The sequence below is a fragment of the Streptomyces sp. NPDC056580 genome (genome assembly GCF_042793175.1).
GTDB lineage: Bacteria > Actinomycetota > Actinomycetes > Streptomycetales > Streptomycetaceae > Streptomyces.
In genome coordinates this window covers 435,015-461,303 of sequence record NZ_JBHTVE010000001.1, presented here as the reverse complement: position 1 = coordinate 461,303, position 26,289 = coordinate 435,015, and the positions used below count along the sequence as shown (strand labels likewise).

The 26,289-nt window shown below is 74.1% G+C and carries 29 protein-coding genes; 13 read left to right on the top strand and 16 right to left on the bottom strand.

Features of this window, described 5'->3' with window-relative positions; all coding sequences use genetic code 11:
* Positions 1-12: 12 nt before the first annotated feature.
* From wecB to ACFQ9Z_RS02140, 6 genes are all read right to left on the bottom strand, one after another.
* A complete protein-coding gene (gene wecB / locus ACFQ9Z_RS02165) occupies positions 13-1,128 on the bottom strand; it encodes a non-hydrolyzing UDP-N-acetylglucosamine 2-epimerase (RefSeq protein WP_383009691.1) in 1,116 nt (371 codons plus the stop codon).
* A gap of 3 nt (positions 1,129-1,131) precedes the next feature.
* Positions 1,132-2,391 (bottom strand): nucleotide sugar dehydrogenase, encoded by a 1,260-nt coding sequence (locus tag ACFQ9Z_RS02160; protein ID WP_383009689.1) that lies wholly within the window; start codon positions 2,389-2,391, stop codon positions 1,132-1,134.
* Positions 2,391-3,161 (bottom strand): WecB/TagA/CpsF family glycosyltransferase, encoded by a 771-nt coding sequence (locus ACFQ9Z_RS02155; protein ID WP_143628768.1) that lies wholly within the window; start codon positions 3,159-3,161, stop codon positions 2,391-2,393. The genes ACFQ9Z_RS02160 and ACFQ9Z_RS02155 overlap by 1 nt, the downstream gene beginning before the upstream one ends.
* Entirely contained in the window at positions 3,158-4,321 is a 1,164-nt protein-coding gene (locus ACFQ9Z_RS02150) for a hypothetical protein (protein WP_383009687.1), read from the bottom strand. The genes ACFQ9Z_RS02155 and ACFQ9Z_RS02150 overlap by 4 nt, the downstream gene beginning before the upstream one ends.
* Before the next feature lie 289 nt (positions 4,322-4,610).
* Positions 4,611-5,210 carry an acyltransferase gene (locus ACFQ9Z_RS02145; RefSeq protein ID WP_383009685.1) on the bottom strand — a complete coding sequence of 200 codons (600 nt, stop codon included), beginning with the start codon at positions 5,208-5,210 and terminating at the stop codon, positions 4,611-4,613.
* A 61-nt stretch (positions 5,211-5,271) separates the two neighbouring features.
* Positions 5,272-6,339, bottom strand: a complete 1,068-nt coding sequence (locus ACFQ9Z_RS02140) for a glucose-1-phosphate thymidylyltransferase (RefSeq protein ID WP_383009683.1) — start codon at positions 6,337-6,339, stop codon at positions 5,272-5,274.
* A 751-nt stretch (positions 6,340-7,090) separates the two neighbouring features.
* Here ACFQ9Z_RS02140 and ACFQ9Z_RS02135 point away from each other — a divergent pair.
* Both ACFQ9Z_RS02135 and ACFQ9Z_RS02130 read left to right on the top strand, forming a co-directional pair.
* Positions 7,091-7,531, top strand: a complete 441-nt coding sequence (locus ACFQ9Z_RS02135; protein WP_383009681.1) for a pyridoxamine 5'-phosphate oxidase family protein — start codon at positions 7,091-7,093, stop codon at positions 7,529-7,531.
* 226 nt (positions 7,532-7,757) lie between these two features.
* A complete protein-coding gene (locus ACFQ9Z_RS02130; protein ID WP_383009679.1) occupies positions 7,758-8,441 on the top strand; it encodes a response regulator in 684 nt (227 codons plus the stop codon).
* 178 nt (positions 8,442-8,619) lie between these two features.
* Here the strand turns inward: ACFQ9Z_RS02130 and ppk2 are convergent, their stop codons facing one another.
* Positions 8,620-9,423 carry a polyphosphate kinase 2 gene (gene ppk2 / locus ACFQ9Z_RS02125; RefSeq protein ID WP_383009677.1) on the bottom strand — a complete coding sequence of 268 codons (804 nt, stop codon included), beginning with the start codon at positions 9,421-9,423 and terminating at the stop codon, positions 8,620-8,622.
* A 581-nt stretch (positions 9,424-10,004) separates the two neighbouring features.
* On the opposite strand from ppk2, the gene ACFQ9Z_RS02120 reads away from it, so the two are divergent.
* Positions 10,005-10,187, top strand: a complete 183-nt coding sequence (locus tag ACFQ9Z_RS02120; protein ID WP_383009675.1) for a hypothetical protein — start codon at positions 10,005-10,007, stop codon at positions 10,185-10,187.
* A 175-nt stretch (positions 10,188-10,362) separates the two neighbouring features.
* Here the strand turns inward: ACFQ9Z_RS02120 and ACFQ9Z_RS02115 are convergent, their stop codons facing one another.
* Positions 10,363-10,785 carry a pyridoxamine 5'-phosphate oxidase family protein gene (locus tag ACFQ9Z_RS02115; RefSeq protein WP_383009673.1) on the bottom strand — a complete coding sequence of 141 codons (423 nt, stop codon included), beginning with the start codon at positions 10,783-10,785 and terminating at the stop codon, positions 10,363-10,365.
* A 1,224-nt stretch (positions 10,786-12,009) separates the two neighbouring features.
* On the opposite strand from ACFQ9Z_RS02115, the gene ACFQ9Z_RS02110 reads away from it, so the two are divergent.
* Positions 12,010-14,394 carry a phosphoketolase gene (locus tag ACFQ9Z_RS02110; protein WP_383009671.1) on the top strand — a complete coding sequence of 795 codons (2,385 nt, stop codon included), beginning with the start codon at positions 12,010-12,012 and terminating at the stop codon, positions 14,392-14,394.
* A 25-nt stretch (positions 14,395-14,419) separates the two neighbouring features.
* Here ACFQ9Z_RS02110 and ACFQ9Z_RS02105 read toward each other — a convergent pair whose 3' ends face one another.
* The gene (locus ACFQ9Z_RS02105; protein WP_383010296.1) at positions 14,420-16,108 is read right to left on the bottom strand and encodes a GAF domain-containing protein; all 1,689 of its coding nucleotides are present in this window, start codon (positions 16,106-16,108) and stop codon (positions 14,420-14,422) included.
* Positions 16,109-16,263: 155 nt separating this feature from the next.
* The gene (locus ACFQ9Z_RS02100; RefSeq protein ID WP_383009669.1) at positions 16,264-16,476 is read right to left on the bottom strand and encodes a hypothetical protein; all 213 of its coding nucleotides are present in this window, start codon (positions 16,474-16,476) and stop codon (positions 16,264-16,266) included.
* A gap of 551 nt (positions 16,477-17,027) precedes the next feature.
* Between ACFQ9Z_RS02100 and ACFQ9Z_RS02095 the strand changes: the two genes are divergently transcribed.
* On the top strand, positions 17,028-17,900 hold the full coding sequence (locus tag ACFQ9Z_RS02095; RefSeq protein ID WP_383009667.1) for a universal stress protein: 873 nt from the start codon (positions 17,028-17,030) through the stop codon (positions 17,898-17,900).
* A 211-nt stretch (positions 17,901-18,111) separates the two neighbouring features.
* Here ACFQ9Z_RS02095 and ACFQ9Z_RS02090 read toward each other — a convergent pair whose 3' ends face one another.
* Positions 18,112-18,993 (bottom strand): universal stress protein, encoded by an 882-nt coding sequence (locus tag ACFQ9Z_RS02090; protein WP_383009665.1) that lies wholly within the window; start codon positions 18,991-18,993, stop codon positions 18,112-18,114.
* Between the two features lie 290 nt (positions 18,994-19,283).
* On the opposite strand from ACFQ9Z_RS02090, the gene ACFQ9Z_RS02085 reads away from it, so the two are divergent.
* Positions 19,284-20,102: a universal stress protein gene (locus ACFQ9Z_RS02085; protein WP_383009663.1), complete on the top strand. Its 819-nt coding sequence runs from the start codon at positions 19,284-19,286 to the stop codon at positions 20,100-20,102.
* Between the two features lie 14 nt (positions 20,103-20,116).
* Here ACFQ9Z_RS02085 and ACFQ9Z_RS02080 read toward each other — a convergent pair whose 3' ends face one another.
* The gene (locus ACFQ9Z_RS02080; protein ID WP_383009660.1) at positions 20,117-20,530 is read right to left on the bottom strand and encodes a cold-shock protein; all 414 of its coding nucleotides are present in this window, start codon (positions 20,528-20,530) and stop codon (positions 20,117-20,119) included.
* Between the two features lie 182 nt (positions 20,531-20,712).
* Here ACFQ9Z_RS02080 and ACFQ9Z_RS02075 point away from each other — a divergent pair, with 182 nt between their 5' ends.
* Entirely contained in the window at positions 20,713-21,330 is a 618-nt protein-coding gene (locus ACFQ9Z_RS02075; protein ID WP_383009658.1) for a chloramphenicol phosphotransferase CPT family protein, read from the top strand.
* Positions 21,331-21,402: 72 nt separating this feature from the next.
* Here ACFQ9Z_RS02075 and ACFQ9Z_RS02070 read toward each other — a convergent pair whose 3' ends face one another.
* Positions 21,403-21,597, bottom strand: coding sequence for a DUF2795 domain-containing protein (locus ACFQ9Z_RS02070; RefSeq protein ID WP_383009656.1), 195 nt, complete (start codon positions 21,595-21,597; stop codon positions 21,403-21,405).
* A 178-nt stretch (positions 21,598-21,775) separates the two neighbouring features.
* Here ACFQ9Z_RS02070 and ACFQ9Z_RS02065 point away from each other — a divergent pair, with 178 nt between their 5' ends.
* The 4 genes from ACFQ9Z_RS02065 (at position 21,776) to ACFQ9Z_RS02050 (ending at position 23,483) form a co-directional block, all read left to right on the top strand.
* On the top strand, positions 21,776-21,922 hold the full coding sequence (locus ACFQ9Z_RS02065) for a hypothetical protein (RefSeq protein WP_174266154.1): 147 nt from the start codon (positions 21,776-21,778) through the stop codon (positions 21,920-21,922).
* Positions 21,923-22,031: 109 nt separating this feature from the next.
* Entirely contained in the window at positions 22,032-22,355 is a 324-nt protein-coding gene (locus ACFQ9Z_RS02060) for a DUF2795 domain-containing protein (protein ID WP_383009653.1), read from the top strand.
* Positions 22,356-22,755: 400 nt separating this feature from the next.
* The gene (locus ACFQ9Z_RS02055) at positions 22,756-22,884 is read left to right on the top strand and encodes a hypothetical protein (protein ID WP_383009651.1); all 129 of its coding nucleotides are present in this window, start codon (positions 22,756-22,758) and stop codon (positions 22,882-22,884) included.
* A 197-nt stretch (positions 22,885-23,081) separates the two neighbouring features.
* Positions 23,082-23,483 (top strand): SseB family protein, encoded by a 402-nt coding sequence (locus tag ACFQ9Z_RS02050; protein ID WP_383009649.1) that lies wholly within the window; start codon positions 23,082-23,084, stop codon positions 23,481-23,483.
* Positions 23,484-23,557: 74 nt separating this feature from the next.
* Here the strand turns inward: ACFQ9Z_RS02050 and ACFQ9Z_RS02045 are convergent, their stop codons facing one another.
* From ACFQ9Z_RS02045 to ACFQ9Z_RS02035, 3 genes are all read right to left on the bottom strand, one after another.
* Positions 23,558-23,956, bottom strand: coding sequence for a MarR family winged helix-turn-helix transcriptional regulator (locus ACFQ9Z_RS02045; RefSeq protein WP_383009647.1), 399 nt, complete (start codon positions 23,954-23,956; stop codon positions 23,558-23,560).
* Between the two features lie 72 nt (positions 23,957-24,028).
* Positions 24,029-24,379: a VOC family protein gene (locus ACFQ9Z_RS02040; protein ID WP_383009645.1), complete on the bottom strand. Its 351-nt coding sequence runs from the start codon at positions 24,377-24,379 to the stop codon at positions 24,029-24,031.
* Positions 24,380-24,529: 150 nt separating this feature from the next.
* Entirely contained in the window at positions 24,530-24,712 is a 183-nt protein-coding gene (locus ACFQ9Z_RS02035) for a hypothetical protein (protein ID WP_383009643.1), read from the bottom strand.
* A 277-nt stretch (positions 24,713-24,989) separates the two neighbouring features.
* Between ACFQ9Z_RS02035 and ACFQ9Z_RS02030 the strand changes: the two genes are divergently transcribed.
* Both ACFQ9Z_RS02030 and ACFQ9Z_RS02025 read left to right on the top strand, forming a co-directional pair.
* Entirely contained in the window at positions 24,990-25,280 is a 291-nt protein-coding gene (locus ACFQ9Z_RS02030) for an ArsR family transcriptional regulator (protein ID WP_383009641.1), read from the top strand.
* A gap of 6 nt (positions 25,281-25,286) precedes the next feature.
* The gene (locus tag ACFQ9Z_RS02025) at positions 25,287-26,237 is read left to right on the top strand and encodes an SMP-30/gluconolactonase/LRE family protein (RefSeq protein ID WP_383009639.1); all 951 of its coding nucleotides are present in this window, start codon (positions 25,287-25,289) and stop codon (positions 26,235-26,237) included.
* Positions 26,238-26,289 lie beyond the last annotated feature (52 nt).

The following is a 26,289-nucleotide window of genomic DNA, read 5'->3' as shown; positions in this document are numbered from 1 at the left end:
GTGGCGAGCGGATCATACGGTGCACGCCCGGTCGGTCGGCCTCGGCCGGCCGCCCGCGGGTCCTCCCTCCAGCAGCACGCCGGCGATGCGGTCGCTCGCACGGCCGTCCCACAGTTCGGGCCGGCGCGGCGCGGGCGGATCGTCCAGCACCCGGTTCACGGTGGACACGATGCGGGCCGGGTCCCGGCCCGCCAGCACGTTGGTGCCCTGCTCCACGGTGACGGGCCGCTCGGTGTTGTCCCGCAGGGTCACGCAGGGCACGCCCAGCGCGGTGGTCTCCTCCTGCACACCGCCCGAGTCGGTCAGCACCAGGCGAGCCGAGTCCTGCAGCGCGATGAAGTCCAGGTAGCCGGCGGGCGGCACCAGCCGGACGCCCCCGGGGACTCCGAGGGCGGCCAGCCGTTCGGCGGCCCGTGGGTGCACCGGCAGCAGCAGCGGGCAGCGGCCGGCGACTTCGCCGAGCGCCTTCAGCAGCCCGGTGAGGACGCCGGGGTCGTCCACGTTGGCGGGCCGGTGCAGGGTGACCAGACCGTACTCCCCCCTGGACAGGCCGTACCGGTCGAGGACGTCCGAGGCGCGGGCCCGCTCCAGGTTGGCCAGCAGCGTGTCGATCATGACGTTGCCGACCAGGTGGATCTGGTCGTCGCGGTACCCCTCGGCACGCAGGTTCGCGGCGGCGTCGGGGGAGGGGGCCAGCAGGTAGTCGCTGACGCGGTCGGTGGCGACCCGGTTGACCTCCTCCGGCATGCTCCAGTCACGGCTGCGCAGTCCGGCCTCCACATGGGCCAGCAGCGGGCCGGCCTTGGCGGTGACCAGGGCGCAGGCCAGGGTGGAGTTGATGTCCCCGACCACCACGACGACGTCCGGGGACAGCTCGCCGAGCAGTGGCTCGAACGCGGTCATCACGCGTCCGGTCTGCTCGGCGTGGGTGCCGGAGCCGACCCCGAGGAAGTGGTCGGGCGTCCGGATGCCGAGGTCGGCGAAGAACACGTCGTTCATCGCCGGGTCGTAGTGCTGGCCGGTGTGGACGAGGACCACCTCGGCGCCCCGGCGCTCCAGGGCGTCCATCACCGGTTTGATCTTCATGTAGTTGGGTCGCGCGCCGGCGACACAGACGATGCGGGGCATGGTTCAGAGCACCTCGATCGTGGGCCCGGCCGACAGCCGGCGGCGGCAGTCGAGTACGAAGCGGGCGTGTTCGGCGACGAGTTCGTAGTCGAAGCTGTCGTGGTCGGTGAGCAGCACCACCACGTCGGCGGCGGCCAGTTCCTCCGGTACCGGCTCGACCCGCACCAGCCGGGTGTCCACCGGCAGGCTCTCGACCACGTGCGGGTCGGCCGCTTTGACCTGGGCCCCCATGTCGAGCAGCAACTGGGAGATGCGCAGGGCGGGCGACTCGCGGGCGTCGCCGGTGTTCTTCTTGTAGGCGAGGCCCAGCAGCAGGATTTTCGAGCCGTTCACGGCACGGCGTCTTTCGTTGAACAGGTCGCTGATGCGCCGTGCCACGTACTCGGGCATGTGGTTGTTGATGTCGTTGGCCAGCTCCACGAAGCGGAAGCTCTGGCCGAGTTCGCGCTGCACCCGCCAGGACAGGTACGAGGGGTCGATCGGCAGGCAGTGGCCGCCGACGCCCGGCCCGGGGGTGAACTTCATGAAGCCGAACGGCTTGGTGGAGGCGGCGTCGATGGCCTGCCAGACGTCGATGTCCAGATGGTGCGCGAACATCGCGATCTCGTTGACCAGCGCGATGTTGACGTGCCGGAAGGTGTTCTCCAGCAGCTTGGCGAGTTCGGCCTCCTTGGGGGAGCGCACCGGCACGGTGGTGTCGACGAGCTGCCCGTAGAAGTCGCGCACGGCCTCCAGCGAGGCCGTGTCGACGCCGGACACGACCTTCGGGGTCTCCTTGAAGCCCCAGACGGCGTTTCCGGGGTCGATCCGCTCCGGGCTGTAGCCGAGGTGGAAGTCGGGGCCCGCGGCCAGGCCCGAGCCGTCCTCCAGGATCGGGGCGAACAGCTCCTGGGTGGTGCCGGGATAGGTGGTCGACTCCAGGACGACGGTGGCGCCGGGACGCAGATAGCGGGCGAGGGTGACCGCGGACTCCCTGATGTACCGCAGGTCGGGGGTGCCCTCGTGCAGCGGGGTGGGCACGGTCACCACGGCGACGTCGAAGCCGCCGCAGTCCCGGGCCGCGTCGCTCGGGCGGTAGGCGCCGTTGTCCAGTGCGGCGCGGATCCGCTCCGAGGAGACGTCCTCGACGAAGGACTCGCCGGCGGCGAGGCTCTTGATCCGCCGGGAGTCCACGTCGTAGCCGATCACCTCGTGACCGACCTCGGCGGCCCGGATGGCCAGTGGCAGGCCGACGTATCCCTGTCCGACCACGACGACGCGCATCAGTTGCTCCTGTTCGCGGAGGCGGGGGACGGGGTGAGCCGCACGAACTCGCGCGCCGTCATGAGGACGAAGGCCGCATTGGTGGTGAGGTAGCGCCGGCCCAGCCGGCGCGGCTCCTGCAGCGCGCGGTAGAGCCACTCGACGCCCCACCGCTGCCAGGAGACCGGGGCCCGTCTGGTGACCCCGGCCAGGATGTCGAAGGAGCCGCCGACGCCGTGCACGAGACGGGCGCCGGTGCGCTCGCCGTACGCGGCGGTGAAGATCTCCTTCTTGGGCGAGGTCATGCCGAGGAACAGCATCTGGGCCCCGCTGCGGGCGATCGCGTCCGCGACGGCCTGCTGCTCGGAGTCGTCGAAGTAGCCGTTCCTGCTGCCGGCCACCTTCAGGCCAGGGAAGCGGCCGGCCACCTGGTCCAGCATCCGCTCCAGCACCTCCTGGCGGGCGCCGAGGAAGTACACGCTCATGCCCGCGGACTCCGCCTCGGCCAGCAGCCGCAGGAACAGGTCGATGCCGGCCACCCGCTCCGGCAGCGGGGCGCGCAGGATCCGGCCGGCCCAGACCACGGCCTGCCCGTCGGCGAGGACGAGATCGCAGCCGGCCACGGCCTCGGCGAGCCGCTTGTCGCGCCGCATGTTCACCAGCTTCGCGGCGTTGACCACCCCGATCTCCAGCTGCCGGCCCTCGCGCACCGCGGCCAGGCAGCGCCCTACCGTCTCGTCCATGGTCAGGGGGTCCAGTTCGACCCCGAAGAGGGACTGACGCCCGCTCATACTCTGCCTCCCTGCCAGGCGTGGAGCATCCAGCCGAATTCGTACGGCCGGCATTCGCGGTCCACGGAGACGGGTCGGTACACCCGGTCCAGGGGCTTCAGCCGGAGGTGGGGAACCACCCGGGTGCCGAGGCCCCGGGCGGCGCGTACGGCCTTCTTCGGGTCGCCCCGGAAGACCTTGCGCCAGGTGACGCCCAGCTCGTCCAGGATCAGCGGCTCCGGGTGTCCGGCCAGTTCCGGTACGGCCGTCATCCAGGCCAGGCCCTTGCGGACCGACGCGGCGAAGTCGGTGCCGCCGGCGTCGGCGAGGTCGAACAGGGCGGTCGGCGCCATCGCGTGCTGATGGACGCTGTAGACCGGGTAGCCCTCCACGACGCCGCCGGTGCGGGCGTCGTAGTGCCACCACCACTGCCCGCCGTCGCCCTGCAGTTCGCAGATGCGCGCGGCGCAGGCCTCGGCCGCGGCCAGCGCCCGCGGATCGCCGCCTCCGTCGCCGGTGGCGTGCGCCCGGGCCAGGGCCTGGAGCGGATAGGTCTGGTCGGCGAAGCAGCTCACATGGGCCCGGTACCAGGGCACCAGGCCGGGGCCCGTGGCGTGCGGGAACAGCGGGCTGCCGCCGATCCGGGCCCGCAGCAGGCGGTCGCGGGCCGCGGTGAGACGCCCCTCCACGTCGGCCGTGCCGCGCGCCGCCGCGAGGGCGGACAGCACCCAGGCGGCCTCGACGGTGTACTGCGGCCGCCCCTCCTCGTCCAGAGCGTTCATCCGGTCGAGGGCGTCGGACAGTTTGGGATGCCCGGTGTCGGCGGCGGCCCAGGCGATGAGCGCCGCGTCGCCGAGGTTGGTCACCGCGGGCAGCGACTCGATCAGCAGGCCCGTGAACTCCTGGGCGCCGCGCCCGCCGAGCACCGCGCGCTGGCGGTCCGCGGGCAGGAACCGCGCCCCGAGCGCGGTGATGGCCGCGTACCGGGTGCTGGTCCCGCGCCGCTCCAGGGCCCAGGAGCCGTCGGGTGACCGGTGCCCGGCCATGGTGAAGGCGAAGGCCTCCTTGCCGGGGAGCAGCATCGACGGAAGCCCCGACTCGGCGACCGAGAGCAGCCGTTGGGCGAGCGTGAGCAGCCGCGGCTCCTCACGGCCGAGCGCCGCCAGACGTGTGATGGTCATCGTTCGGACACACCAACCCCCCTGTGGGTCCTGTTTTCGCGCAGACTTGAGATCGCCGCGGCGCGAACGGCCGGGCGGTGAAAAAGGCGACGTGGATGTCAGGCGCCGGAGCGGCTGCCGCTCCTCGTTTCAGGCACAGATGTCCCCACTGTGAAACCCCCCCCGGGCACTGCCGAATCGTGTGCTCACTGTGCTGAGCCTGCACAGTTCGCACACATGTTATGCCTGCACATGTTCGACGAACGGTGTTTTGGGTAAATCGGGACCGGTACTTCTGAAGTCCGACTCATCAGGCGCGCGGGACTAGTTCGCCGCCCTTCTCGTCGTACCGCTCACCGGTCTCGGGGCACTCCCAGCATCCCGGCTCGCCCTCCCGCTCCACCAGCCGGACGCCGGCCCGGCCGACCCAGCCGATCCGGCGCGCGGGCACGCCCGCCACGAGCGCGAAGTCCGGCACGTCACGGGTCACCACGGCACCCGCCGCGACCAGCGCCCAGCGCCCGACGCGCACCGGCGCCACGCACACCGAACGGGCCCCCAGCGAAGCCCCCTCGTCCACCACCACGGCCACGGCCTCCCAGTCGCCGCCGCGCTTCAGCCGGCCCTCCGGGTCCACCGAACGCGGGTTGTGGTCGTTGGTGAGCACCGCCGCCGGCCCGACGAACACGCCGTCGCCGAGCACCGCGGGCTCGTAGACCAGGGCGTGGTTCTGGAGCTTCACGCGGTCGCCGATCCGCACCCCAGGGCCCACGTAGGCCCCCCGGCCCACGATGCACCCGCTGCCCAGCCGGGCGTCCTCCCGGATCTGGGCCAGATCCCAGACCGTCGTGCCGTCACCGACGGCGGCCGTCGCGTCGACCTGGGCGGTGGGCTGGATCCTCGTGTTCAACGGGTCGGTCTCCTTGTGTCGTCGGTGCGGCCGACTCGGCCGTTCACCGTGTCGCCGGTCGTCATGAAGAGATCTGGACCCTGCTGTGGTCGCCCAGGACGAACCGGTGGGCGGCGGGCCTGCCGGGCGAGGGCGTCACCTCGACGTTGCGGCCGATGAGGGAGGCCTCCACCCGCCGGACGCCGCTCACGGAGGAGTCGCGCAGGACGATCGAGTACTCGATCTCGCTGTCCTCGATCCGGCAGTCGCCGGCGATCGAGGTGAAGGGGCCGATGTACGAGTCGGTGATCACGGTGTCCGCGCCGATGACCACCGGGCCCACGATCCGGCTGCCGGTCACCTTCGCGCCGGACTCGATCCGCACCCGCCCGATGATCTCGCTGTCGTCGTCGACGGTGCCGTCGATCCGGCGGTCCAGGGTCTCCAGCACCGAGCGGTTGACCTCGAGCATGTCGGTGACGTTCCCGGTGTCCTTCCAGTACCCCGAGATCGTGGTGGAGCGCACGTCGCGTCCGGCGTCGATCAGCCACTGGATGGCATGCGTGATCTCCAGCTCGCCGCGCCAGGAGGGCTCGATGGAGCGCACGGCCTCGTGGATCGCGGGCGTGAACAGGTACACGCCCACCAGGGCCAGTTCGCTCTTGGGGTGCTTCGGCTTCTCCTCCAGGCCGGTCACCCGCCCCTGCGCGTCGAGTTCGGCCACACCGAAGGCGGTCGGGTCCGGCACCCGGGTCAGCAGGATCTGGGCCTGCGGCCGCTCGGCGCGGAAGGCGTCCACCAGATCCCTGATGCCGCCGACGATGAAGTTGTCGCCGAGGTACATCACGAAGTCGTCGTCGCCCAGGAACTCGCGGGCGATCAGCACCGCGTGGGCCAGGCCCAGCGGGGCCTCCTGCGGGATGTAGGTGACGGCGAGCCCGAACGCGGAACCGTCGCCTACCGCCTCCCGGATCTCCTCGGCCGTGTCCCCGACGATGATGCCGACGTCGGTGATGCCGGCCTCGGCGATCGCCTCCAGGCCGTAGAACAGCACCGGCTTGTTCGCGACGGGTACGAGCTGCTTCGCCGATGTGTGGGTTATGGGGCGCAACCGGGTACCTGAGCCACCAGACAACAAAAGTGCCTTCATGCATATCAGCCTACTTACAGCGGACTTGCTGACGGGGGGATTCCGGGTAGAGGAGATGCCGGCCTCACGGCCCGTCATGCCGCCGTGGCCGCCCGGGCGCGCAGCGATGGCAGGGTAAGCGGGCCGCGCGCCGCCAGCCGGTCCTGTGCCGCCACCGGTGAACGAGCAGGGGCCGTTCCCGCTCCCACCCCTCGACGCGCCGCCGGTCCGGCCACCGCCGCCCGGCGCACCGGCCGCCGGCCGGGAGGTCGCCGCGCCGGATGCCCGCGGCTCAGGCCGTCCGGCCCTCCCGGGCGCCGAGCCGGATCCGCGGTGGCACCGGTCCGCAGCCCGCTGGCCGCCCGTCCGCCTCCGCCCCCGCTCCTGGCACAGCGGCGCCAGGCTCGTCCCCGCCCTTGCTCCTGGCACAGCGGCGCCGGGTTCGTCCCCGTCCTTGCGCGCACGCTCGTGAGTCCGCCCTCGCGCGCACACCCATGCGCCCGCCCCCGCGCGCACGCCCGCCCTCCTGTCGTCACACTCGGTGACGGCAGGACCGCACACCGGGCGCAGTCGTGCCGTGGGCGGGTCGGTATGCCGGGGCCGCGCGTGGCGCCTGCGTGGCCGCGGCCGGGCCGCCCGGCCCACCCGGGGCGCCGTCCGCCCACGGGCCGTTCTGCCGGGCCGGAGGGGCCGGTGGTCCCTCGCGCGGCGGCCGGGGTCCGGCCCAGCATGGATCGTGATCCGGTCCAACTGGCGAAAGACGGTCTGTCCGATGTACCCGAACGATGGATTCCGCGAGCTCGGCCGTCACGAGTGCGAGCACCTGCTGGGCACGGCCCCCGTCGGCCGTATCGTCCACACGCGCCAGGCGCTGCCCGCCGTCGTGCCGGTGAACTTCAGCCTCGACGACGACGGCGCGGTGCTGCTGCGCACCTCGGCGGCTTCGGAGATGGCCCGCGCCGTCGACGGCTCCGTCGTGGCCTTCGAGGCGGACGCGGTCGACGCGGACGGGCGGTCCGGGTGGAGCGTCGTCGTCACCGGCCGGGCCCGGGTCGTCACGGACCCGGCCGAGGCGGAGCGCCTGGACCGGATCGGCCCGCGCTCCTGGGCGCCCTCGCCCGACGAGGTCTTCGTGCGCATCGAGCCCGAGCTGGTCACCGGCCGGGAGCTCGTCGGCGGCCGCACGATGTACGGCGTCCACCTTCCCGCCTGACGCGCCGCCCACGGCCCGCCGCCCGCCCCTCCGCGCTCCCCGGCCGTCAGCCCTGGGTACCCGGCGGGTGCGGGTCGCCCCGGGCACGGACAGCGGCCGGAACCGCACGGTGTCCCGCACACCAGGGCCGTTCGGCCCTGGCTGTCCGGCCCCGGCGGGGCAAGGATCCCTTAGGGAGGCCGCCGGTACCCGCCGGTGGCCGGGAGGCGCGGACGAGGAGCGGTCAATGGCGGACGGCGAGCAGGGCAGCCCGATCCCGGTCTTCCTGCTGGACGATCACGAGGTGGTCCGGCGCGGTGTGCGCGACCTGCTGGACGACGAACCGGACATCGAGGTGATCGGCGAGGCCGGCACGGCGGAGCAGGCGCTGGTGCGGATCCCCGCGCTGCGCCCCCGCGTCGCGGTGCTGGACGTCCGGCTGCCCGACGGCGACGGCGTGAGCGTCTGCAGGGAGCTGCGCTCGCGGATGCCCGAGCTGGCCTGCCTGATGCTGACCTCGTTCGACGACGAGGAGGCGCTGCTCGACTCGATCATGGCGGGCGCCTCCGGTTACGTCCTCAAGCAGATCCAGGGCTCCGACCTGGTGTCCGCCGTCCGCACCGTGGCGGCCGGCCAGTCGCTGCTCGACTCCAGCGCCACCACCAGGCTGATGGCCCGGCTGCGCGGAGGCCCGCAGCAGCGGGAGGAAATCGACGAGCTGCCCGGCCTCACCGACCGCGAACGGGAGATCCTGGCCCTCATCGGCGAGGGGCTGACGAACCGTCAGATCGGTCAGCGACTGTACCTCGCCGAGAAGACGGTGAAGAACCACATCTCCCGCCTGCTCGCCAAACTCGGCGTCGAGCGGCGCATCCAGGCCGCCGTCATCGCCACCCAGATCCAGGACAAACGGGGCCGGGAGGGACGCTGACCGTACAACGGCGGTGGGCTCGGCCCCCCGTCGTCGGCGACCACGCCTGGCTGCGCTGCCCCGCCCGGCCGCCGCCGCACTCCAGCGAGCGTGCGGCGGTGGCCGGGGCGCGGGGCGCCGTGGTGCGGCGCGGCCGGGCCCGGCGTGGGGCGGCCCCGCGTGGGGGGCCGCCGGCCGCTCAGAGGCCGGCGGTGTGATCGGGCACGTACGTCTGCAGATCGCGCGGCGGACGCTCGTAGCCGGTCGACGGCGGACGCGGCGGCAGCCGCAGCACCTGCGGGGGCACCTCGTGGTACGGGACGGAGCCCAGCAGGTGGGCGATCATGTTCAGCCGCGCCCGCCGCTTGTCGTCGCTCTCCACGACGAACCACGGGGCCTCGGCGATGTCGGTGTGGACCATCATCTCGTCCTTGGCCCGGGAGTAGGCCTCCCAGTGCGTGATCGACTCCAGGTCCATCGGGGACAGCTTCCACTGCCGCAGCGGATCCTCCAGCCGGCGCCTGAACCGCTCCTGCTGCTCGGTGTCGCTCACCGAGAACCAGTACTTGCGCAGCAGGATCCCGTCCTCCACCAGCATCCGCTCGAAGATCGGGCACTGGCGCAGGAAGAGCTGGTGCTCCTCCTTGGTGCAGAAGCCCATCACGTGCTCGACCCCGGCCCGGTTGTACCAGGACCGGTCGAACAGCACGATCTCCCCGGCGGCCGGCAGGTGCTCCACGTACCGCTGGAAGTACCACTGCGTGCGCTCGCGCTCGGTCGGCTTCGGCAGCGCCGCGATCCGGGCCACCCGGGGATTGAGATGCTCGGCGACCCGCTTGATGGTGCCGCCCTTGCCCGCCGCGTCCCGGCCCTCGAAGACCACCACCAGCCGGGCGCCCTCGGTCCGCACCCACTCCTGCAGCTTCACCAACTCGGTCTGCAGACGCAGCAGTTCGTTCTCGTACACCACGCGCGGCAGCTTCGCCGCCTTCTTACCGGCCATGCCGCCTCCACCCGCCGCCCGCCGGCCCGCGTGCTCGTACACGTCCCCCGGGGCCGGACTCCAGGACGCCACCGTACTTTCCGCCGCGGACCGTCCGCCACCGGCGCACCACTCGTCCCGCTCGACGGCCGGCCCGCCGCGCCCGCCGGGAGCGCCTCCGTCGGCACGCCGCGCTCCGGTCTCCCTGGGGAAGCGGCGGCCGCCCGGCCCGTGACGGGTCCCGGAGGCGCACCTGGTGACGCGGCGTCGACGGAACTCCGGGGTGCACCAGGTGGCGCGGCGTCGACGGGTCTCCCGAGCAATCCTGGTGACGCGGCGTCCGGGGACGGTGGGCCCCCGGCCCGGCCGACCCTCTCTCCCGGAGCCCTCTCGCCCGGAGCCCTCTCGCCCGGGGCGGTCCCGCCCTGCGGTGGGTGAGTGATCGCCGGATCCGACGGAGGAGAACACGTGGAGATCGTTGCCTGCGGCGTCCCCGCCGACGAGGAGCCGCTGCTGAGGGAGGCGTTCGACAGCGCGTTCTCGGCCGCCACGAGCTGCGTTGCCTGCGGCTGTTCCTGGCCCAGGACCCCGCGCCGACCGCCATGGGCCACGAGATCGTGCTCAGCGGCGTCAGCGACTCCGGCAACGTCCTGGTCACCTCCCACCAGGCGCACTTCACCAGGGACGCCGTCGGGCAGATCGCCCGGACCACGGTGACCGACATCGAGGACTACGTCGCCGGCCGCTTCGGCGAGAACGTGCTCGTCGTTCCCGGCACGGACTGACCCGCCCCGGCGCGGCCCGGCCTCCGGGAGGGGACCGACAGGCCCTGGGCACAGGGCGGTTCGGCCCCAACTCGCCGTGACCGCCCCACCGTGATGATCGAAACGCCGGTCCGGTCCGCACCCCGGCCGGGACGGATTCCGGCCGGAGCACCCGGTGGCACGCGGCCGCTTCGCCTCAGTGCGCGCCCGGGCTGCCCGCCAGCTCCCGGCCGGTGACCAGTTCCGCCTCGATGCGCACGAAGACTCCGCCGCGGGTGACCACCCAGGAGCGCGGACCGGTGCGTGACAGGCGTTCGTGCTCGGCTGGCTCGGTCACCACCGTCGCGCGGCCGGTGACGACCACGCTCCACCCGGTTCGGACCTCGGCGTCGAAGTCGTCCGCCTCGAACGCCACCACCACCCCGTCGATGGCCCGGACGAGGTCCGAGTCCCCCGAGGTGCGCAGCACGACGGAGGAGTCCGTGTCTAGGGAGAAGTTGACCGGGAGCGCCGTGGGCAGCGCCCGGCGGGTGTACACGACCCGGCCCACCGGCACCCTGGCCAGCAGGCGCAGGCACTTCTGCCGGCCGAGCACGCGGAAGCCGTCGGTGGGGAACACCCGTCCATGGTCCCTCCCGGACGCCGAAGACCGTTAGGGCCGGACGGCCCTTGAGGCCGTACCCGGACCCGGGCGGCCACGGGGACCGCGCACGGCCGCCGGGTGCCTCCCCGCCGGACCCGCCCGTCGGTGCAGCCGGACGCCCGGCACCCGCAACCGGAGCCGGGACGCCCGCCGTCCGGTCCGCACGCCGGGGACGGACGGGCCCGGTGCGGGGGACGTTCGGCCCTCTCCGGCGAAGGGCCCGGGCGCGGACAGTGGAACGGGGCGACCGGCGCGCCCGCGCGGCGGGGGACCCCTCTGTTCTTGCCCGGTCCAGGCCACGACGAGGGGAACCGCGTGATGCGCGAGCACTGCGGCTGTCGGTTGCCGGCTGCCGAAGCGATGAGCCGGTTCCGCGTGACGCCCACCGGGACGGCCGCCTCACGCGGATGGCGGAAGCCGCCCAGGAGAACGCCGACGTGCCGGACCCGGCACCCCCGGAGTCGCGTAGAGGGGCCGTCGAGGCCGTACGCGCCCGGCCCGGCACCCGTTTGCAGCAGCAGCAGCCGTCCGCCCGGCCCGCCGTCCGCCCGGCCCGGCGTGCGCTCAGGGCATGGGCCGCACCCCGTGAAAGGCGCGGCCCGGGGTGTCGGTGCCGGGATTGTGGCAACACATGCGATGGCGTTCCCTGGACAGGGACCGAGGCGCACATCCGAAGGGCCCTCAGGTCCGGGAAGGAGCGAAGCGGTGGCCAGGAAGAGGGAGCCGGCGCCGCACGGGTCGTCCGGTGTTCTCCGCCACCACCCGCAACGACAAGGCCATGTACGTCTCGCTCGCCGCGACCGTCGTGCTGGGCCCGCCCGCCACCGTCGACGCCGCCACCGTCGACGCCGACATCGCGGGCGGGGGCACCGCTACTACGGGGCCGTCTCCGTCTGGTTCCGCTCGATCTTCTGCCTTGAACCGGACGCCGGCCTCGTGGCCGGCGCCCCGCTGCTGTACAAGCCGCACGCGGTCAGCGCGCTCGCGCTGTCGCGTTCCGGCCCTTCACCCGCCCGGTCCACGTGCTCACCGCGCCGGTCGGCCACCTCACCCGCTCTCACATCGTCCACCGCAGCCGCGACACCGGCACCCGCCCGCCCCGCCGCGGCTGGGCATGCCCCGGATGTCACCCCCTCAGCCGAGGACCAGGTCCGGGCCCGGCCCCGCCCCGGCCCCGGCAAGGAAAGGAAAGGACCCCCGATGTCCGTCGACACCCAGCAGGCGGCCGACCGCCTCACGCAGGACGAACTGCGGTCGCTGGACGCCCACTGGCGCGCCGCGAACTACCTGTCCGTCGGCCAGATCTACCTCATGGCCAACCCGCTGCTGACCGAACCGCTGCGTCCGGAACACGTCAAGCCCCGGCTGCTCGGCCACTGGGGCACCTCGCCCGGCCTGAACCTGGTGCACACCCACCTCAACCGCGTCATCAAGTCCCGCGGCCTGAACGCCCTGTGTGTCTGGGGACCCGGCCACGGCGGACCCGCGGTGCTGGCCAACTCCTGGCTGGAGGGCTCCTACTCCGAGACCTACCCCGACGTCACACGCGACGCCGCCGGCATGGCGCGGCTCTTCAGGCAGTTCTCCTTCCCCGGCGGAGTGCCCAGCCACGTGGCCCCCGAGACGCCCGGCTCGATCCACGAGGGCGGCGAACTCGGCTACGCGCTCTCCCACGCCTACGGCGCCGCGCTGGACAACCCGGATCTCGTCGTAGCCTGCGTCATCGGCGACGGCGAGGCGGAGACCGGACCGCTTGCCGCCTCCTGGCACTCCAACAAGTTCCTCGACCCGGTCCACGACGGCGCCGTCCTGCCGATCCTGCACCTCAACGGCTACAAGATCGCCAACCCGACCGTGCTCGCCCGGATCCCCGAGGCCGAACTCGACGACCTGCTGACCGGCTACGGCCACGACCCGATCCACGTCACCGGCGACGACCCGGCCGCCGTGCACCGCGCCATGGCCGACGCCATGGACACCGCCCTCGACCGCATCGCCGCCGCCCAGCGCGCCGCCCGCGAGGACGGCGCCACCGAACGGCCCCGCTGGCCGGTGATCGTGCTGCGCACCCCGAAGGGCTGGACCGGGCCCGCCGAGGTCGACGGACTGCCCGTCGAGGGGACCTGGCGGGCCCACCAGGTCCCGCTGGCCGCCGTCCGGGACAACCCCGAGCACCTGCGGCAACTGGAGCGGTGGCTGCGCTCGTACCGGCCCGAGGAACTCTTCGACGAGCGGGGCGTCCCTCGCCCGGAGGTACTGGCCTGCGTCCCCGAGGGCGTCCGCCGGCTCGGCGCCACCCCGCACGCCAACGGCGGCCTGCTGGCGCGCGAGCTGCCGCTGCCGCCGCTGGAGCGGTACGCCGTCGCCGTCGACAAACCAGGCGCCACGCTGCACGAACCGACCCGCGTCCTCGGCGACATGCTCGAGGACGTCATGCGGGCCACCGCCGAACGCCGGGACTTCCGCCTCGTCGGCCCGGACGAGACCGCGTCCAACCGCCTCCAGGCGGTCTACGCGGCCAGCGGCAAGGCGTGGCAGGCCGGCACCCTCGGCGTGGACGAACACCTCGACCGGCACGGCCGGGTGATGGAGATCCTCTCCGAACACACCTGCCAGGGCTGGCTGGAGGGCTACCTCCTCACCGGCCGGCACGGACTGTTCTCCTGCTACGAGGCCTTCGTCCACATCGTCGACTCGATGGTCAACCAGCACGTCAAGTGGCTGCGCACCACCCGCCGGCTGTCCTGGCGCGCCCCCATCGCCTCCCTCAACTACCTGCTGACCTCGCACGTCTGGCGCCAGGACCACAACGGGTTCTCGCACCAGGACCCCGGATTCGTCGACCACATCCTCAACAAGAGCCCCGAGGCGGTCCGGGTGTACTTCCCGCCGGACGCCAACACCCTGCTGTCCGTGGCCGACCACGCCCTGCGCAGCCGCGACTACGTCAACGTGATCGTCGCCGGCAAACAGCCCTGCTTCGACTGGCTGCCGATGGAGCAGGCGCGCGTGCACTGCGCGCGCGGCGCCGGCGTCTGGGAGTGGGCGGGCACCGAGGACGGCTCACGGGACCCGGACGTGGTGCTGGCCTGCGCCGGCGACGTACCCACCCAGGAGGTGCTGGCCGCCGCCCAGTTGCTGCGCCGCCACCTGCCCGAACTGGCCGTGCGCGTGGTCAACGTGGTGGACATCGCGCGGCTGCTGCCGAAGGAGGAACACCCGCACGGGATGACCGACTTCGAGTACGACGGGCTGTTCACCCCGGACAAGCCGGTCATCTTCGCCTACCACGGCTACCCGTGGCTGATCCACCGCCTGGCCTACCGGCGCACCGGCCACCGCCACCTGCACGTGCGCGGCTACAAGGAGATCGGCACCACCACCACGCCGTTCGACATGGTGGTCAGCAACGACCTCGACCGCTACCGCCTGGTCATGGACGTCATCGACCGCGTCCCCGGACTCGCGGTGCGCGCCGCGGCCGTACGCCAGCACATGGAGGACACCCGCCAGCGCCACCACGTGTGGGTCCGCGAGCACGGGACGGACCTGCCCGAGGTGGCCGACTGGACCTGGGACGGCTGAGCGCCGGCCGGCACGCCACGGGCGGCTACGGAGCCAGCGGCACGGTCCACTCGACGACCGTGCCGCTCGGCTCGTTCGCGGACAGCGAGAACGAGCCGCCCAGTTCCTCCGCGCGCCGGCGCAGGTTCGCCAGACCGCTGCGCCGGGTGGCCGCCGGATCGACGCCCCGGCCGTCGTCTGCCACCCGCAGCCTGAGGACGGCGTCCGTGACCTCGACGCCGACGTCGACCGCCGTGGCGTGCGCGTGCCGGGCCGCGTTGGACAGCGCCTCGCCGAGCACGGCGAGCAACTGCTCGCCCTGTTCCGCGGAGACGACGGTGTCCAGCAGCCCGGTCATGCGCAGCGCCGGGGCGAAGCCGAGCGACTCGGTGGCCCGCTCGGCGGCCGCGACGAGCTGGGAGCGCAGCCCGCTGCCACGGTGCGCCTGGTCGCGCTCGCGCAGCGCGTAGATGGTGGAACGGATGATCTTGATGGTGTCGTCCAGGTCGTCCACCACCCGCTGGATCCGCTCGCTCGCCTGCGGCCGGTCGGAGACCCGGCCCAGCGTCGACTGCAGCGACAGCGCCCCCGCGAACAGCCGCTGGATGACCAGGTCGTGCAGGTCCCGGGCGATCCGGTCGCGGTCGTCGAGCACCACCATCCGCTCGGTGTCCCGCCGGTGCTCGGCGACGTCGAGGGCCAGCGCGGCCTGGTTGCCGAACCCGGTCACCATGTCGCTCATGGCGTCCGCGAACGGGGCGCCGCCGGGCACGTTCGCCACCTGCAGCACCCCGCGGACGTGCTCCGGGGTGCCGAGCGGCACGAAGAAGGCCGGCCCGAGCTCCACCACCGAGGCGCTGCCGCCCTCCGAGCGCGGGTCGGCGCTCAGGGCGTCGCTGGTGATCGTCTCACCGGAGGTGAAGACCTTGGCGGCCAGTGCCGAAGGGGGCAGCACCAGGCCGCGGACCTTCTCCGCCCCCGTTCCCGAGGCGGCCTCGATGACCAGCTCACCGCGATCGCCGACCGGCACCGCGAGGGTGACCAGATCGGCGCCGGCCACCTCCCGCACCTTGCCGGTGAAGGACTCCAGCACCTCGCCGGGCTCGGCGCCGGACAGCAGGCTGCGGGTCAGTTCGTTGCTGGCCGCCAGCCACCGCTGCCGGCGCTGCGCGTCCTCGTACAGCCGGGCGTTGTCGATCGCCACGCCGGCCGCCGCCGCCAGGGTGCGCAGCACCGCCTCGTCGTCGGTGTCGAACTCCGCCCCGCTGCGCTTGTTGGTCAGGTACAGGTTGCCGAAGACCTGCTCGCGGACCCGGACCGGGGCGCCGAGGAAGCTGTTCATCGGGGGGTGCCCGCCGGGGAAGCCCACGGACGCCGCGTGCTTGTGCAGGTCCGCCAGCCGAAGCGGCTCCGGATGACGGATCAGCAGGCCCAGGATGCCCTCGCCCCGCGGGTAGTGCCCGATCCGGGCGATGGTCTCCTCGTCCATGCCGACCGTGACGAACTGCTTGATCGTGCCCTCGTCGCCCAGCACGCCGAGCGCCCCGTACTGGGCGTCCACCAGGGCGACGGCCGACTCCACGATGCGGTGCAGCACCACTTCCAGGTCCAGGTCCGAACCGACGGCCAGGACGGCGTCGAGCAGCGTGTGCACCCGGTCCCGTGCCGCCCGGACCTGCGCCACCTGGCTCTGCAGATCGTCCAGCAGCACGTCCAGGCGCAACTGCGGGGACATCCCGGACGCCGCCGCCTCACGCCCGTCCTGCGCGCGCTCGTCCACCACGGATCCCCTCACCGTATCGCCGACTCACCCTCAGGATGCCCGACGGCGCAGGCTCGCTCCACGGCAACCCGGGGTTCCGGCCGACGGCCAGGAACGCCGCTCGAACCTCAGCCGAACAGGCTCGGCACGCGGATCGTCCGGACGTGCCGCCAGGTGCCGCCGGGCAGCAGCATCCAGTCGCCCGAAGCGCCCCGGGACGTCCTGGTGCCGTGACCGTCCTTCGCGCGCCCGGCCGCGAGGCGCGCGTTGCCGCGGGACGGCAGCCGGGCGCCGCAGCGCTCGGACTCGATGCGGGGCAGGGTCAGGGCACGCTTGCTCACTTGTTCCTCCCTGGGCGTGCGCCGGACCGGTGTCACGCGCCCGCGTTTCGCCGCGGGCCGCCGTGCCGTACCGGGCGGTGGGGCATCCGGGAGCGGGGGAGAACCACCGCTCCTTCCATGGAAGTCCCACTGCGGCCGGGCTGCCAGTTCCCAGGGCCCCGGGTCGTGGCGCCGGGCGCGGAAAGGACTCAGGGGCCGGGAAGAAGGGCTGTTCGGCCCACGTGCGGCTCCGTCGCACGCGCTGCACTGGAGTTGTCGCCTCCGTCGGCGGCCGCCGGCGAGGCCACGGCGACGGGCGGCCGGCGCCCCGCGCTGCCGCTTGGCGCACCGGCGAGCGGCGCGCCGACGAGGACGACGTCAGGCCGGCCGTACCGGCGTCCGCGCCCACCGCCGGTGCGGGCCCGGACGCCGGGAAGGAGGAGGCACGTCGGGCTGCGGCGCGGCCGGCGCCGGCCGCGGGCTCCCGCCCCCCGTGGCCGTCGTCCCGCACACCTGACCGACCTGACTGCCGAGCGCACCCGCACGCCCGACACCGAGCGAAGGAGAGCCCGATGGACCTGCCGATCGTGGTCGGCGTCGACGGATCCGAGCCGAGCCTGCGGGCCGTCGACTGGGCGGCCGACGAGGCCGCCCTGCGCGGCGCGCCGCTGCGCCTGGTGTACGCCTCGCTCTGGGACCGCTACGAGGGCGCCCTGCTCGCCCAGGAGCTGAACCGCCCCAAGGAGGAGGTCATGGCGCAGGACGTGGTCGGCACCGCCGGGCTGCGCGCCCGGCGCCGCCGGCCCGAAGTGCCGGTCGCCACCGACGTGCTGCCCGAGGAGGCGGCGGAGGGGCTGGTACGGGAGAGCCACGTCGCGCTCGCGGTGGTGCTGGGCTGCCGCGGCCGGGGAGGCATGGCCGAGGCGCTGCTCGGCTCGGTGAGCCTCACGGTCGCCGGGCGGGCGCAGTGCCCGGTGGTCGTGCTGCGCGGCGGCCACGACGACCGGGACCCCTCCGCACAGCACGGCCCGGTCGTCCTCGGCGTCGGGGAGAAGCCGACACTCTCGGCCGCCGCGCGCTTCGCGGCCGAGGAGGCGCTGCTGCGCGGGGTGCCCCTGAAGGCCCTGCGGGCGTGGCGGCATCCCGCGCACGCGGCCGCCGGGCACCCCCCGCGCGCCGGTGAGCCCGCCCGGTTCGAGGAACAGCGGGCCGCCGAGGCGGCGGCGGAGGCCCTGACCGACACGCCGGCCGGTCTGCGGGTGGACCACCTCGCCGTCGAGGGCCACGCCCGGGACGTCCTGCTCACCGCCTCCCGCGAGGCCGGCCTGCTCGTCGTCGGCGCCCGGCGCCGGCACGGACCGTTCGGGCTCCACCTCGGCCGTGTCGTCCACGGCGTCCTGCACCACGCGGCCTGCCCGGTGGCCGTCGTCCCCGAAACCCCCTGACCGGGCCCGAACCCGTGAGGAGTGCGGCCCGCCCCGCCCGTCGGCCGGGGGGACCCGCGCCTCAGCGACCCCGGCCCGCCGGACGCCGCAGCCCGCGCCCTCGCCTGTCCCAGCCCCCGCCCCCGTGCCGCTGCCCCCGCCCAGGGCCTGCGTCCCCGCGGACCCGCCCAGCCCAGTGACGGCCCGGCCCCGCCGTGCTCCGAAACACCTGTCAGGACCCCGCAGGGCCCCGTACCACGGCGACCGGGCAGTGGGCGTGGTGCAGCAGGGCCTGGCTCACCGAGCCCAGCAGCAGGCCCGTGAAGCCGCCGCGGCCGCGGGCGCCGGCGACCACCAGTTGCGCCTCGCCGCTTGCCTCGATCAGTGCCGGGCGCACTCTGGAGAACTCCACCCGCCGCTCCACCAAGACGTCCGGATGCAGCTCCTGCCACGGGCACAGCCCCTCCTCCAGCGCCCGCTCCTCCAGCGACTGGACCCGATCGACGTCCACCACCACGTCCAGCGGATGAGTGAGTTCGTCGGCGGCCTCGGTCCAGGTGTTCCACGCCCGCAGCGCCACCAGGTCCGCGCCGCGCAGCGACGCCTCGGCGAAGGCGAAGCCGACCACCGCCCCGCCCGCCGGCGAACCGTCGAACGCCAGCAGCACCGGACCGTCCGGATCGGGCCGCCCGCGCACCACCAGCACCGGGCAGCGGCCGTGCGCGGCCAGGTGCACCCCGGTGGAGCCGAGCAGCAGGCCGCCGAACCCGCCCAGCCCCCGGCTGCCGACCACGACGAGCGAGGCGGTGTGCGACTCGATCTCCAGCACCATCAGCGGCTCGCCGACGGCCACTTCGCGGGCGACGGCCAGCTCCGGCACGGTCTCCCGGGCCCGCTGTTCGGCCTGCTCCAGAGTGCCGTCCACCATCTCGCGCATCCCCGCCGCCGCCGGACTCCACGGGGGCCCGCCGGGCGGCAGGCGCATCGACGGCCGGCCGAAGGCGTGCACCAGGCGCAGTTCCGTGCCGTGCAGCCCCGCCTCACGGGCGGCCACCTCGACCGCGACCAGACTCGACGGCGAGCCGTCCACTCCGACGACGACCGGGTTCGTCATGACACACCTCCGGACAGCCGGGTGTCCCTCCCGGCGCCGACCCCGGCACGGACGGAGCCGGGGGCCGCCCGCCTCTCGCGAACCCTGATCGCACGGCGTGCGGTTCCGCTCGCTTCACCGTGTCTCCCAGCGGCCTCCGGCTCAACTCCAGGACACCGCGTCCGCCCGCGCTCCCCGGGGCCGCGAGGCCCGGCCGGCCCGCGCCGCCGGTCGCGTGGCGGCCGTACTCCTCCCGTAAGAAGCTGGAGACCCGGGCGGCCGGTCCGCCGGCCCGAGAGGAGACGACGGCGGTGGCGATACCGCTGGTGGTGGGCGTCGACGGCTCCGAGGCGAGCCTGGACGCGGTCGACTGGGCCGCCGGCGAGGCGGTCCTGCAGGGTCTGCCGCTGCGTCTCGTGCACGTGGCGGCGAGGGACGAGGACGTCCCCGGTCCGCTCGGCACCGCGAAGGAGCGTGCCGGGCGGCACGCCCGCGCGGTGCCGGTCTCCGGCGAGGTGCTGCGCGGCGACCCGGCCACGGCCCTGGCCGGAGCGGGACGCGACGCCTTCGCGCTGGTCCTCGGCTCACGGGGCCTCGGCGACTGGGACGGAATGCTTCTGGGATCGGTCGGGCTGGCCGTGGCGGCCCGGGCGGACTGCCCGGTCGTCGTGGTGCGCGGCGGCGCCGGGCACCGGGGGACCGGGTTCGGCAGCGTCGTCGTGGGCGTCGAGGACGGGCAGGGCAGCGGCACGGCGGTGGCGTTCGCCTTCCGCGAGGCGCAGGTGCGGCACAGTGGGCTGGTCGCGGTGCACGCCTGGACCGCGCCGCTCGACGCGCACACCACGGCGCAGGCGCCCTCGTGGCCCCTCGAAGCACACCGGCGCCCGCCCGCGCAGGTGCTCGACGACGCCCTGCGCGAGATGACGGAGCGATACGCCGACGTTCCGGTGACCCGCAGGGTGACCGAGGGTCCCGCACGCCGGGAACTGCTCGACGCCGCCTCCGGCGCGGACCTGCTGGTCGTCGGCGCTCCCCGGAGGCACGCGCACCCGGGTCTCCAACTGGGCCTGATCAGCCACGCGATGCTCCATCACGCGCCGTGCCCGGTGGCGGTCGTACCCCGGGCGTGACCGGAGCCGGGACGTCAGTCCTCGGTCCACCCGTGGTTCCGGCCGAACTGCAGCAGCCCGAGCCGGACCTGGAGGATCTGGGCCCCGGTCAGGGTCGGCGCGGCGGCCAGCAGGATCTCGGTGACCTCGTGGAGGTACTCGTCCGGGGTGAGGACGTCGCACAACGAGTCGTCGCCGTCCGGCTGCCTTGCGGCGACCGGGAAGGACACCGCGCTCCCGGCCCTGGTCGCCGCCAGCTTCACCGCCGAGGCCTTCAGACCCCGATCGCCCTCCTCGACCTCGAACTCCACCGCGAGCCCCGGACGCAACTGCTGCTCGGGAATGAGCAGGTCGTTCACGTGCAGGAAGACGTCCTCGGTACCGTCGTCCGGAGCGATGAACCCATACCCCCGGGAACCGTCGAACCGCACCACCCGACCAGCGACCATGCCACCAACCCCCCCAGAGAACCCATCCCGTTGCCCGGGCCGTCACCAGCGCGAAGACTAGGCCACCCCGAGCCACCGGGGCGAGCCGAGCCCGGCCCCGCCCGCCCGCGCGGACCGCCTGCCGCAGTGCGATGATCATGGCGTCACGCCCGGCTCAGCCCTCGCGGACGGAAGGACGATCCATGGCCACCGAAGCGGCTCCGCACCCCGCCGACCCGGACCACGCGCGCATCCCGGACACCCCCGTCGGCGGCACGGTCGTCCTGCTCAACGGCACGTCCAGCTCGGGCAAGTCGAGCATCGCCCGGGAGTTGCTGAAGGTGCTCGACGGCACCTGGTTCCACATGCCCGTCGACGCCTTCCACGCCATGCGCGGCGGCCGGCCGGCCCCAGGCGCGGACCTCCAGGCCGAGATCGACCGCACCGTCAAGGGCTTCCACCGCGCCGTCGCCGGGATGGCGGCGGGCGGCAACAACCTCGTGGTGGACCATCCGCTCAGCCGTCACTGGCGCCTGCTCGACCTGCTCGGCCTGCTGGTGCCCGCCGACACCGTCCTGGTCGCGGTCCGCTGCCCGCTGCCCGAGCTGGAACGCCGGGAGCGCGCCCGGGGCGACCGGCAGCCGGGGCTGGCCGCCCTGCAGTACGAGCACGTCCACGCGCACGCACCGCACGACGTCGAGGTGGACACCAGCGTGCTGTCCCCGGGCGACTGCGCCCTGCGCATCGCCGGCTTCGTGCGGGACCGGCCGAGCCCCACCGCCTTCGAAAGGCTCCGGGCGGCGTCGCACCAGGGGGACTGACCCCGGCCGGCGGCCGGTGCGCGACGCGGCGGCCGGAGCGGGAGGCCCCGGCCGCCGCGCGCCCTCGACGGGCTACTCGTTGCGGAAGACCGCCTTGCTCACCTCGGCGGGATTGTGGAACTCCTTCTTCCCGAGGTGCGCGATGCGCTCGGTGACCTCCTTCGGCGCGTGGTTCTCCTCGGCGACCTTCCGGAGCTGGGTGGAGTCGCACGGGTACTCCGCGCCGGACAGGGCCTTCTGCAGATCGGTGGGGCTGACACCCGCCATGGTTCCTCCAGGGCGGCGAGAAGGGATCTACGGTTCGGCCGGCGTCCACTTCACGCCGGACCGCTCAGGTACCCCGTCGCAAGTGGCGGATTCATCACGATTTATCCCGTCATGGGATCCGGTGCGCGCGGGTACCCGGGATGCCCGAACAGGCTCGCGACAGGCGTGGAGGCACGGAATGACCGAGCAGACCCCCTCCCAGGCCGAGGGCGAACGGGACGACGACGACTTGACGCCCGGACCGCCGCACACCACTCCCTCGCAGGCCGAGGGTGAACGGGACGACGAGGAGAGCGAGCAGGACGTCTCCGGCGGCGGCGAGTGACGACGAAGAGGCCGTACGACGAAGAGGCCGTACGACGAAGAGGCCGTACGACGAAGAGGCCGTAGAAGGAGACCGCGGACCGGATGAGGAGACCGGAGGAGGAGACCCGATGGCCCACACCGGCGTTCCCGCGGTGCTGGCCGCGATCGAGGGCGTCGACTTCCCCGCTGGCAGGGACCGGCTGGTGACGGCCGCCCGTGCGTCCGGCGCGCCGGAGGAAGTGGTCGACACCCTGCGCGGCATCCCGCCCGGGAGGTACGCCGACCGCGAGGCGGTCGCCGGGTCGGTCCGTGCCGCGCGCGGCCAGGATCGCGGGCGCCACGTCGCACGACGGCCCGAGCGGGCACGGCCGCGGCACGGCGGCAGACCCGAACTGGTCCAGCACCTGCGCGAAGAGCCCAGGACGCCGATCCAGGAGGAGTTCGGCCGCTGACCCCCACACTCGTGCTGAACGCCCCTGGGCCGTGCCGCGCTGCGCCGGGGCTGCCGCTGGGGTGCGCCCGTCTGCTGCCGGCCTGCGGCGACCGCGTCGTCTTCACCCGCTTCCTGGCGCCCCGGCGGGCCGCCAGGGCGCCTACCCGGCGCCGGCGCGCCTACTGCGCCCGATGGCCCTTCGCCCTCCAGCCTCCGGGACGCGGCGTTGCGGGAGCTGACGGACGAGTCCGCCTGCCGCACCGCGCACGTCGTGGACGCCGCCACCTTCGGCAAGCGCGCCCCGCAGCTCGCGGGCCGGCTCGGAGCGGACGTCCGCCTTGGTCCAGGCCGGGATCAGCACCGACCGCTGAGCGCCGTCCACCGCCCTGGCCGCCGCCGGCGCCGGCGCCGAGGTCCTGGTGGTCGCGGACGCCTGCGCGGGCGCGGACGACGACTCGTACGCCCGGGCCCTGCCGGCGATGGACCTGTACCGGCCGCTGGTCCGGGTCACCACCAGCGGCGGACTGCTCGCAGAGGCCCCGCGCTGACCGGCGGCCTCACCGGACGCCGGCGGGGGGCGTGCGCCGGTGCGCGCCGCCCACCCGGAGGCGCGTCCTCACCGGCCGGCCGCCGGTCCTCCCCTGAATCCGCACGCATGGCCCGAATCGGAACCGGGTACGCGAGGCGGAAGCACGCCCGGGCCCCCCGGCCGTGTGCCCGTACCGCCGCTACCTGGGGATCTGCCATGGAGACACCCGCCCACGACGACCGACTGCCCACGCCGGCCCAGCAGGCGCTCGACGCGCTGGCCGTGAACGCCGAGGACCAGATCGCCCTGGACACCCTCGCCCACAGCGAGGTGCTCGTCCCGGTGCCGGACGAGGCGGTGGACGGGGAGGGCGCAGACGGCTCGACCCTCGCGCTGCCCGTCCTCGAACAGAGCGAAGGGGATCCGGTGGTGCCGGTGTTCACTTCCGAGGGGGCGATGGCCGAGCTGCTGCCGTTCGTCTCCCGCTACCGTCTGATACCGCTCGGCGCCCTGGCCTCGCAGTGGCCCGAGGAAGACCTCTCCCTCGCCATCGACGGCAGCTCCGCCCACGGGCTGACGCTGACCTCACAGGGCGTGCGCACGCTGCTGGCCCGCTGAGCGGCCCGTGCACGACGCGCCCGCGGGGCGCACGAGAGTGCCCCGCGGGCGGTGGAAGGGCCGGCCGGGACCGGTCACCCGGCCCGTTCGGCCAGCATGCGCTCCAGGACGGCCCGCTGCAGCGGCAGCACCTCGGCGTGCAGCTCTCGTCCCTTGCGGGTCAGCGCGACCCACACCCCGCGCCGGTCCTCCGCGCACACCGAGCGCTCGACCAGCCCGTCCTTCTCCAGCCGGCCGATCAGCCGGGACAGCGCGCTCTGGCTGAGATGGACCCGTCCGACCAGGTTCTGCACCCGGCACTGGTCGCCCTCCGCGGGCGACTCGGCGGCGAGGATGTCCAGCACCTCGAAGTCGCTGGCGCCGAGCCCGTGCGGATGCAGGGCACGGTCGATCTCGCACATCGTGCGCGCGTGCACCGCGAGGATGTCCCGCCAGCGTTCCTCGAGCCGGGCGTCGGCCGTCTTGACTGCCATACCCGCACGGTAGCACCGATCCGGCCAATCGTTGAGTGTGCAACTAGTACGGGTGCCGGGGCCGGTGGCGGCTCAGGCGGCCGGGTCCTGGAGCAGGCCCACCAGGTTGCCGTCGGCGTCCCTGACGAACGCGATCAGCCGGCCGCCGCCGACGTCCTGCGCGTCCTGCAGCAGCTCGGCGCCTGACGACACCAGCGCCGCCAGCCGCTCCCGAAGGTCGGTCACGTGCCAGTAGGGGACCGGACCCGTCATGCCCTTGGCATGTCCGTTCGGATCGAGACCGACGTCCTGCCCGGCGGCCTTGAAGCCCACGTAGTACGGCTCGTCCGCGTACGGCTCGACCCCCAGCAGCGCCGCGAACAGCGCCTTGGCCCGCTCCAGGTCCTTGACGGGGTAGATGATCGTCTGCACACCGGCGGTCATGGCACTCACTCCTCGAAGACGACGGTCACCGGCGGCTTCCCGCCGGTGACTCCCACGCTAGGGCGGGTGGGCCTGCCACCGCTTCTCCGATCCTGACCGGTTGACCGGGTCCCGGCCGGTGGCCGCGGGCGGGCCGCCGGGTGGGGACGCTCACTCGCCGTGCAGCACCTCCGCGAGGGTGAGGCGTGCCCCCCGCCGGGCGGGGACGTACGCGCCCATGACCGTGATCACGAGCCCCGCCGGCGCCGGACCGGCCGGCGTCGGAACGTGCCAGACGTCCCTCAGGTACGACGGCAGTGTGACGTCGATGCCCGCCGCCGTCCGCGGTACCACCAGTTCGCAGGCGCCGATGTCCAGGGGGCACCGAGGACGGAACCCACCGCGCCGAGCACCGCCGTCTCGGCCACGACGGCAGGCGCGCCGTCCCCGGCGGCCTGGTTCCGCCGCCGCCGGACCACGCCCGGCGGGCCCCGCCCCGCACCGGTCGACTCCCGCCGCGGCAGGAGCCGTTCGGTACCGGTCAAGGACCGGCGAGTTCCGCACGGGACGTGTCCGGCCGCGTCACAGTGGGAATGCCGCGCACGAGGAGACGGGGGACGGAGGCGGACGGATGACGGGGACTCCCTCGGGCCGCGTACGGCAGACCATCCTGGAGTGGCTGAAGGACCCGGCGGCGCACTTCCCGGCGGGGCGCGCGCACGGCGACCCGGCGGAGACGGGCGTCACCGCGCGGGCCGTGGCCGCCGGGCTCGGCGTGTCCCGCCGGACCGCCGCCGCCCACCTCGACCTCCTGACCCGCCTTGGCCTGCTGCGTACCCGGCGGATCCGGTGTCGCACCCACTACCGTCGCGACGAGATACGCATCGCCGAGGTGGCCCGCATGTTCGAGAAAGGCTGGTGAACAGGTATGTCCACGGCACTCGTCCCGCTCCACTGCGTCGCCCTCGGCGGCAGCGGCCCCGAGGACGTGGTGACCGACGCCCGGGGCGACGTCCTGACCGGCACGGCGGACGGCCGCGTCCTGCGGATCCGTCACCTCACGGACCCGCACACGGCCCGGGTCGAGACGGTGGCCCACACCGGCGGCCGCCCGCTCGGCCTGGAACCGCTGCCCGACGGCGGCCTGCTGGTGTGCGACGCCGAGCGCGGCCTGCTGCGGGTCGGCCCCGACGGCGCGGTGCGGGTGCTCGCGGACTCGGTGGCGGGGGAGCGGCTGCGGGTGTGCAGCAACGCCGTGGCGCAGGCCGACGGCAGCGTGTACTTCACCGCCTCCAGCCGCCGCTACCCCCTCGAACGGTGGATCGGCGACATCGTGGAGCACACCGGCACCGGTCGGCTGCTGCGCCTGCCGCCCGGCGGCGGCGGCCCCGAGGTGCTGCTGGACGGCCTCCAGTTCGCCAACGGCCTCGCGCTGAGCGGCGACGGTTCCTTCCTGGTGGTGGCCGAGACCGGCGCCTGCCGGCTCACCCGCTACCACCTCACCGGGCCACGCGCCGGACAGGCCGAACTCTTCGCGGAACTGCCGGGCATGCCCGACAACATCTGGCGGGAGGGCCCGGCCGGCCCGATCTGGGTGGCCCTGGCCGGGCCCCGCCTCCCCGCGCTCGACCTGCTGCACCGCGCCACGTCAGGCGTCCGCCGCGCCGCCGCCCGGGCGGCCGTCCGCGCCCCGTACCGCCCGAGCGGCACGATCGGCGTGCTCGCGGTCGACGACCACGGCCGCACCGTGCACCACCTGACCCGCCGGCGCTCGCGCTTCCGCATGGTCACCAGCGTCTGCACGACCGGCGGGCTTCTGGTCCTCGGCAGCTTCCGGGAGCCGGGCGTCGCCGTCTGCGCTGCTCCGGCCACCGGGTGACCCGGCGGTACCCTGGTGCCCGGCCGTGATCACCAGCCGTGGTCCGGCCGAA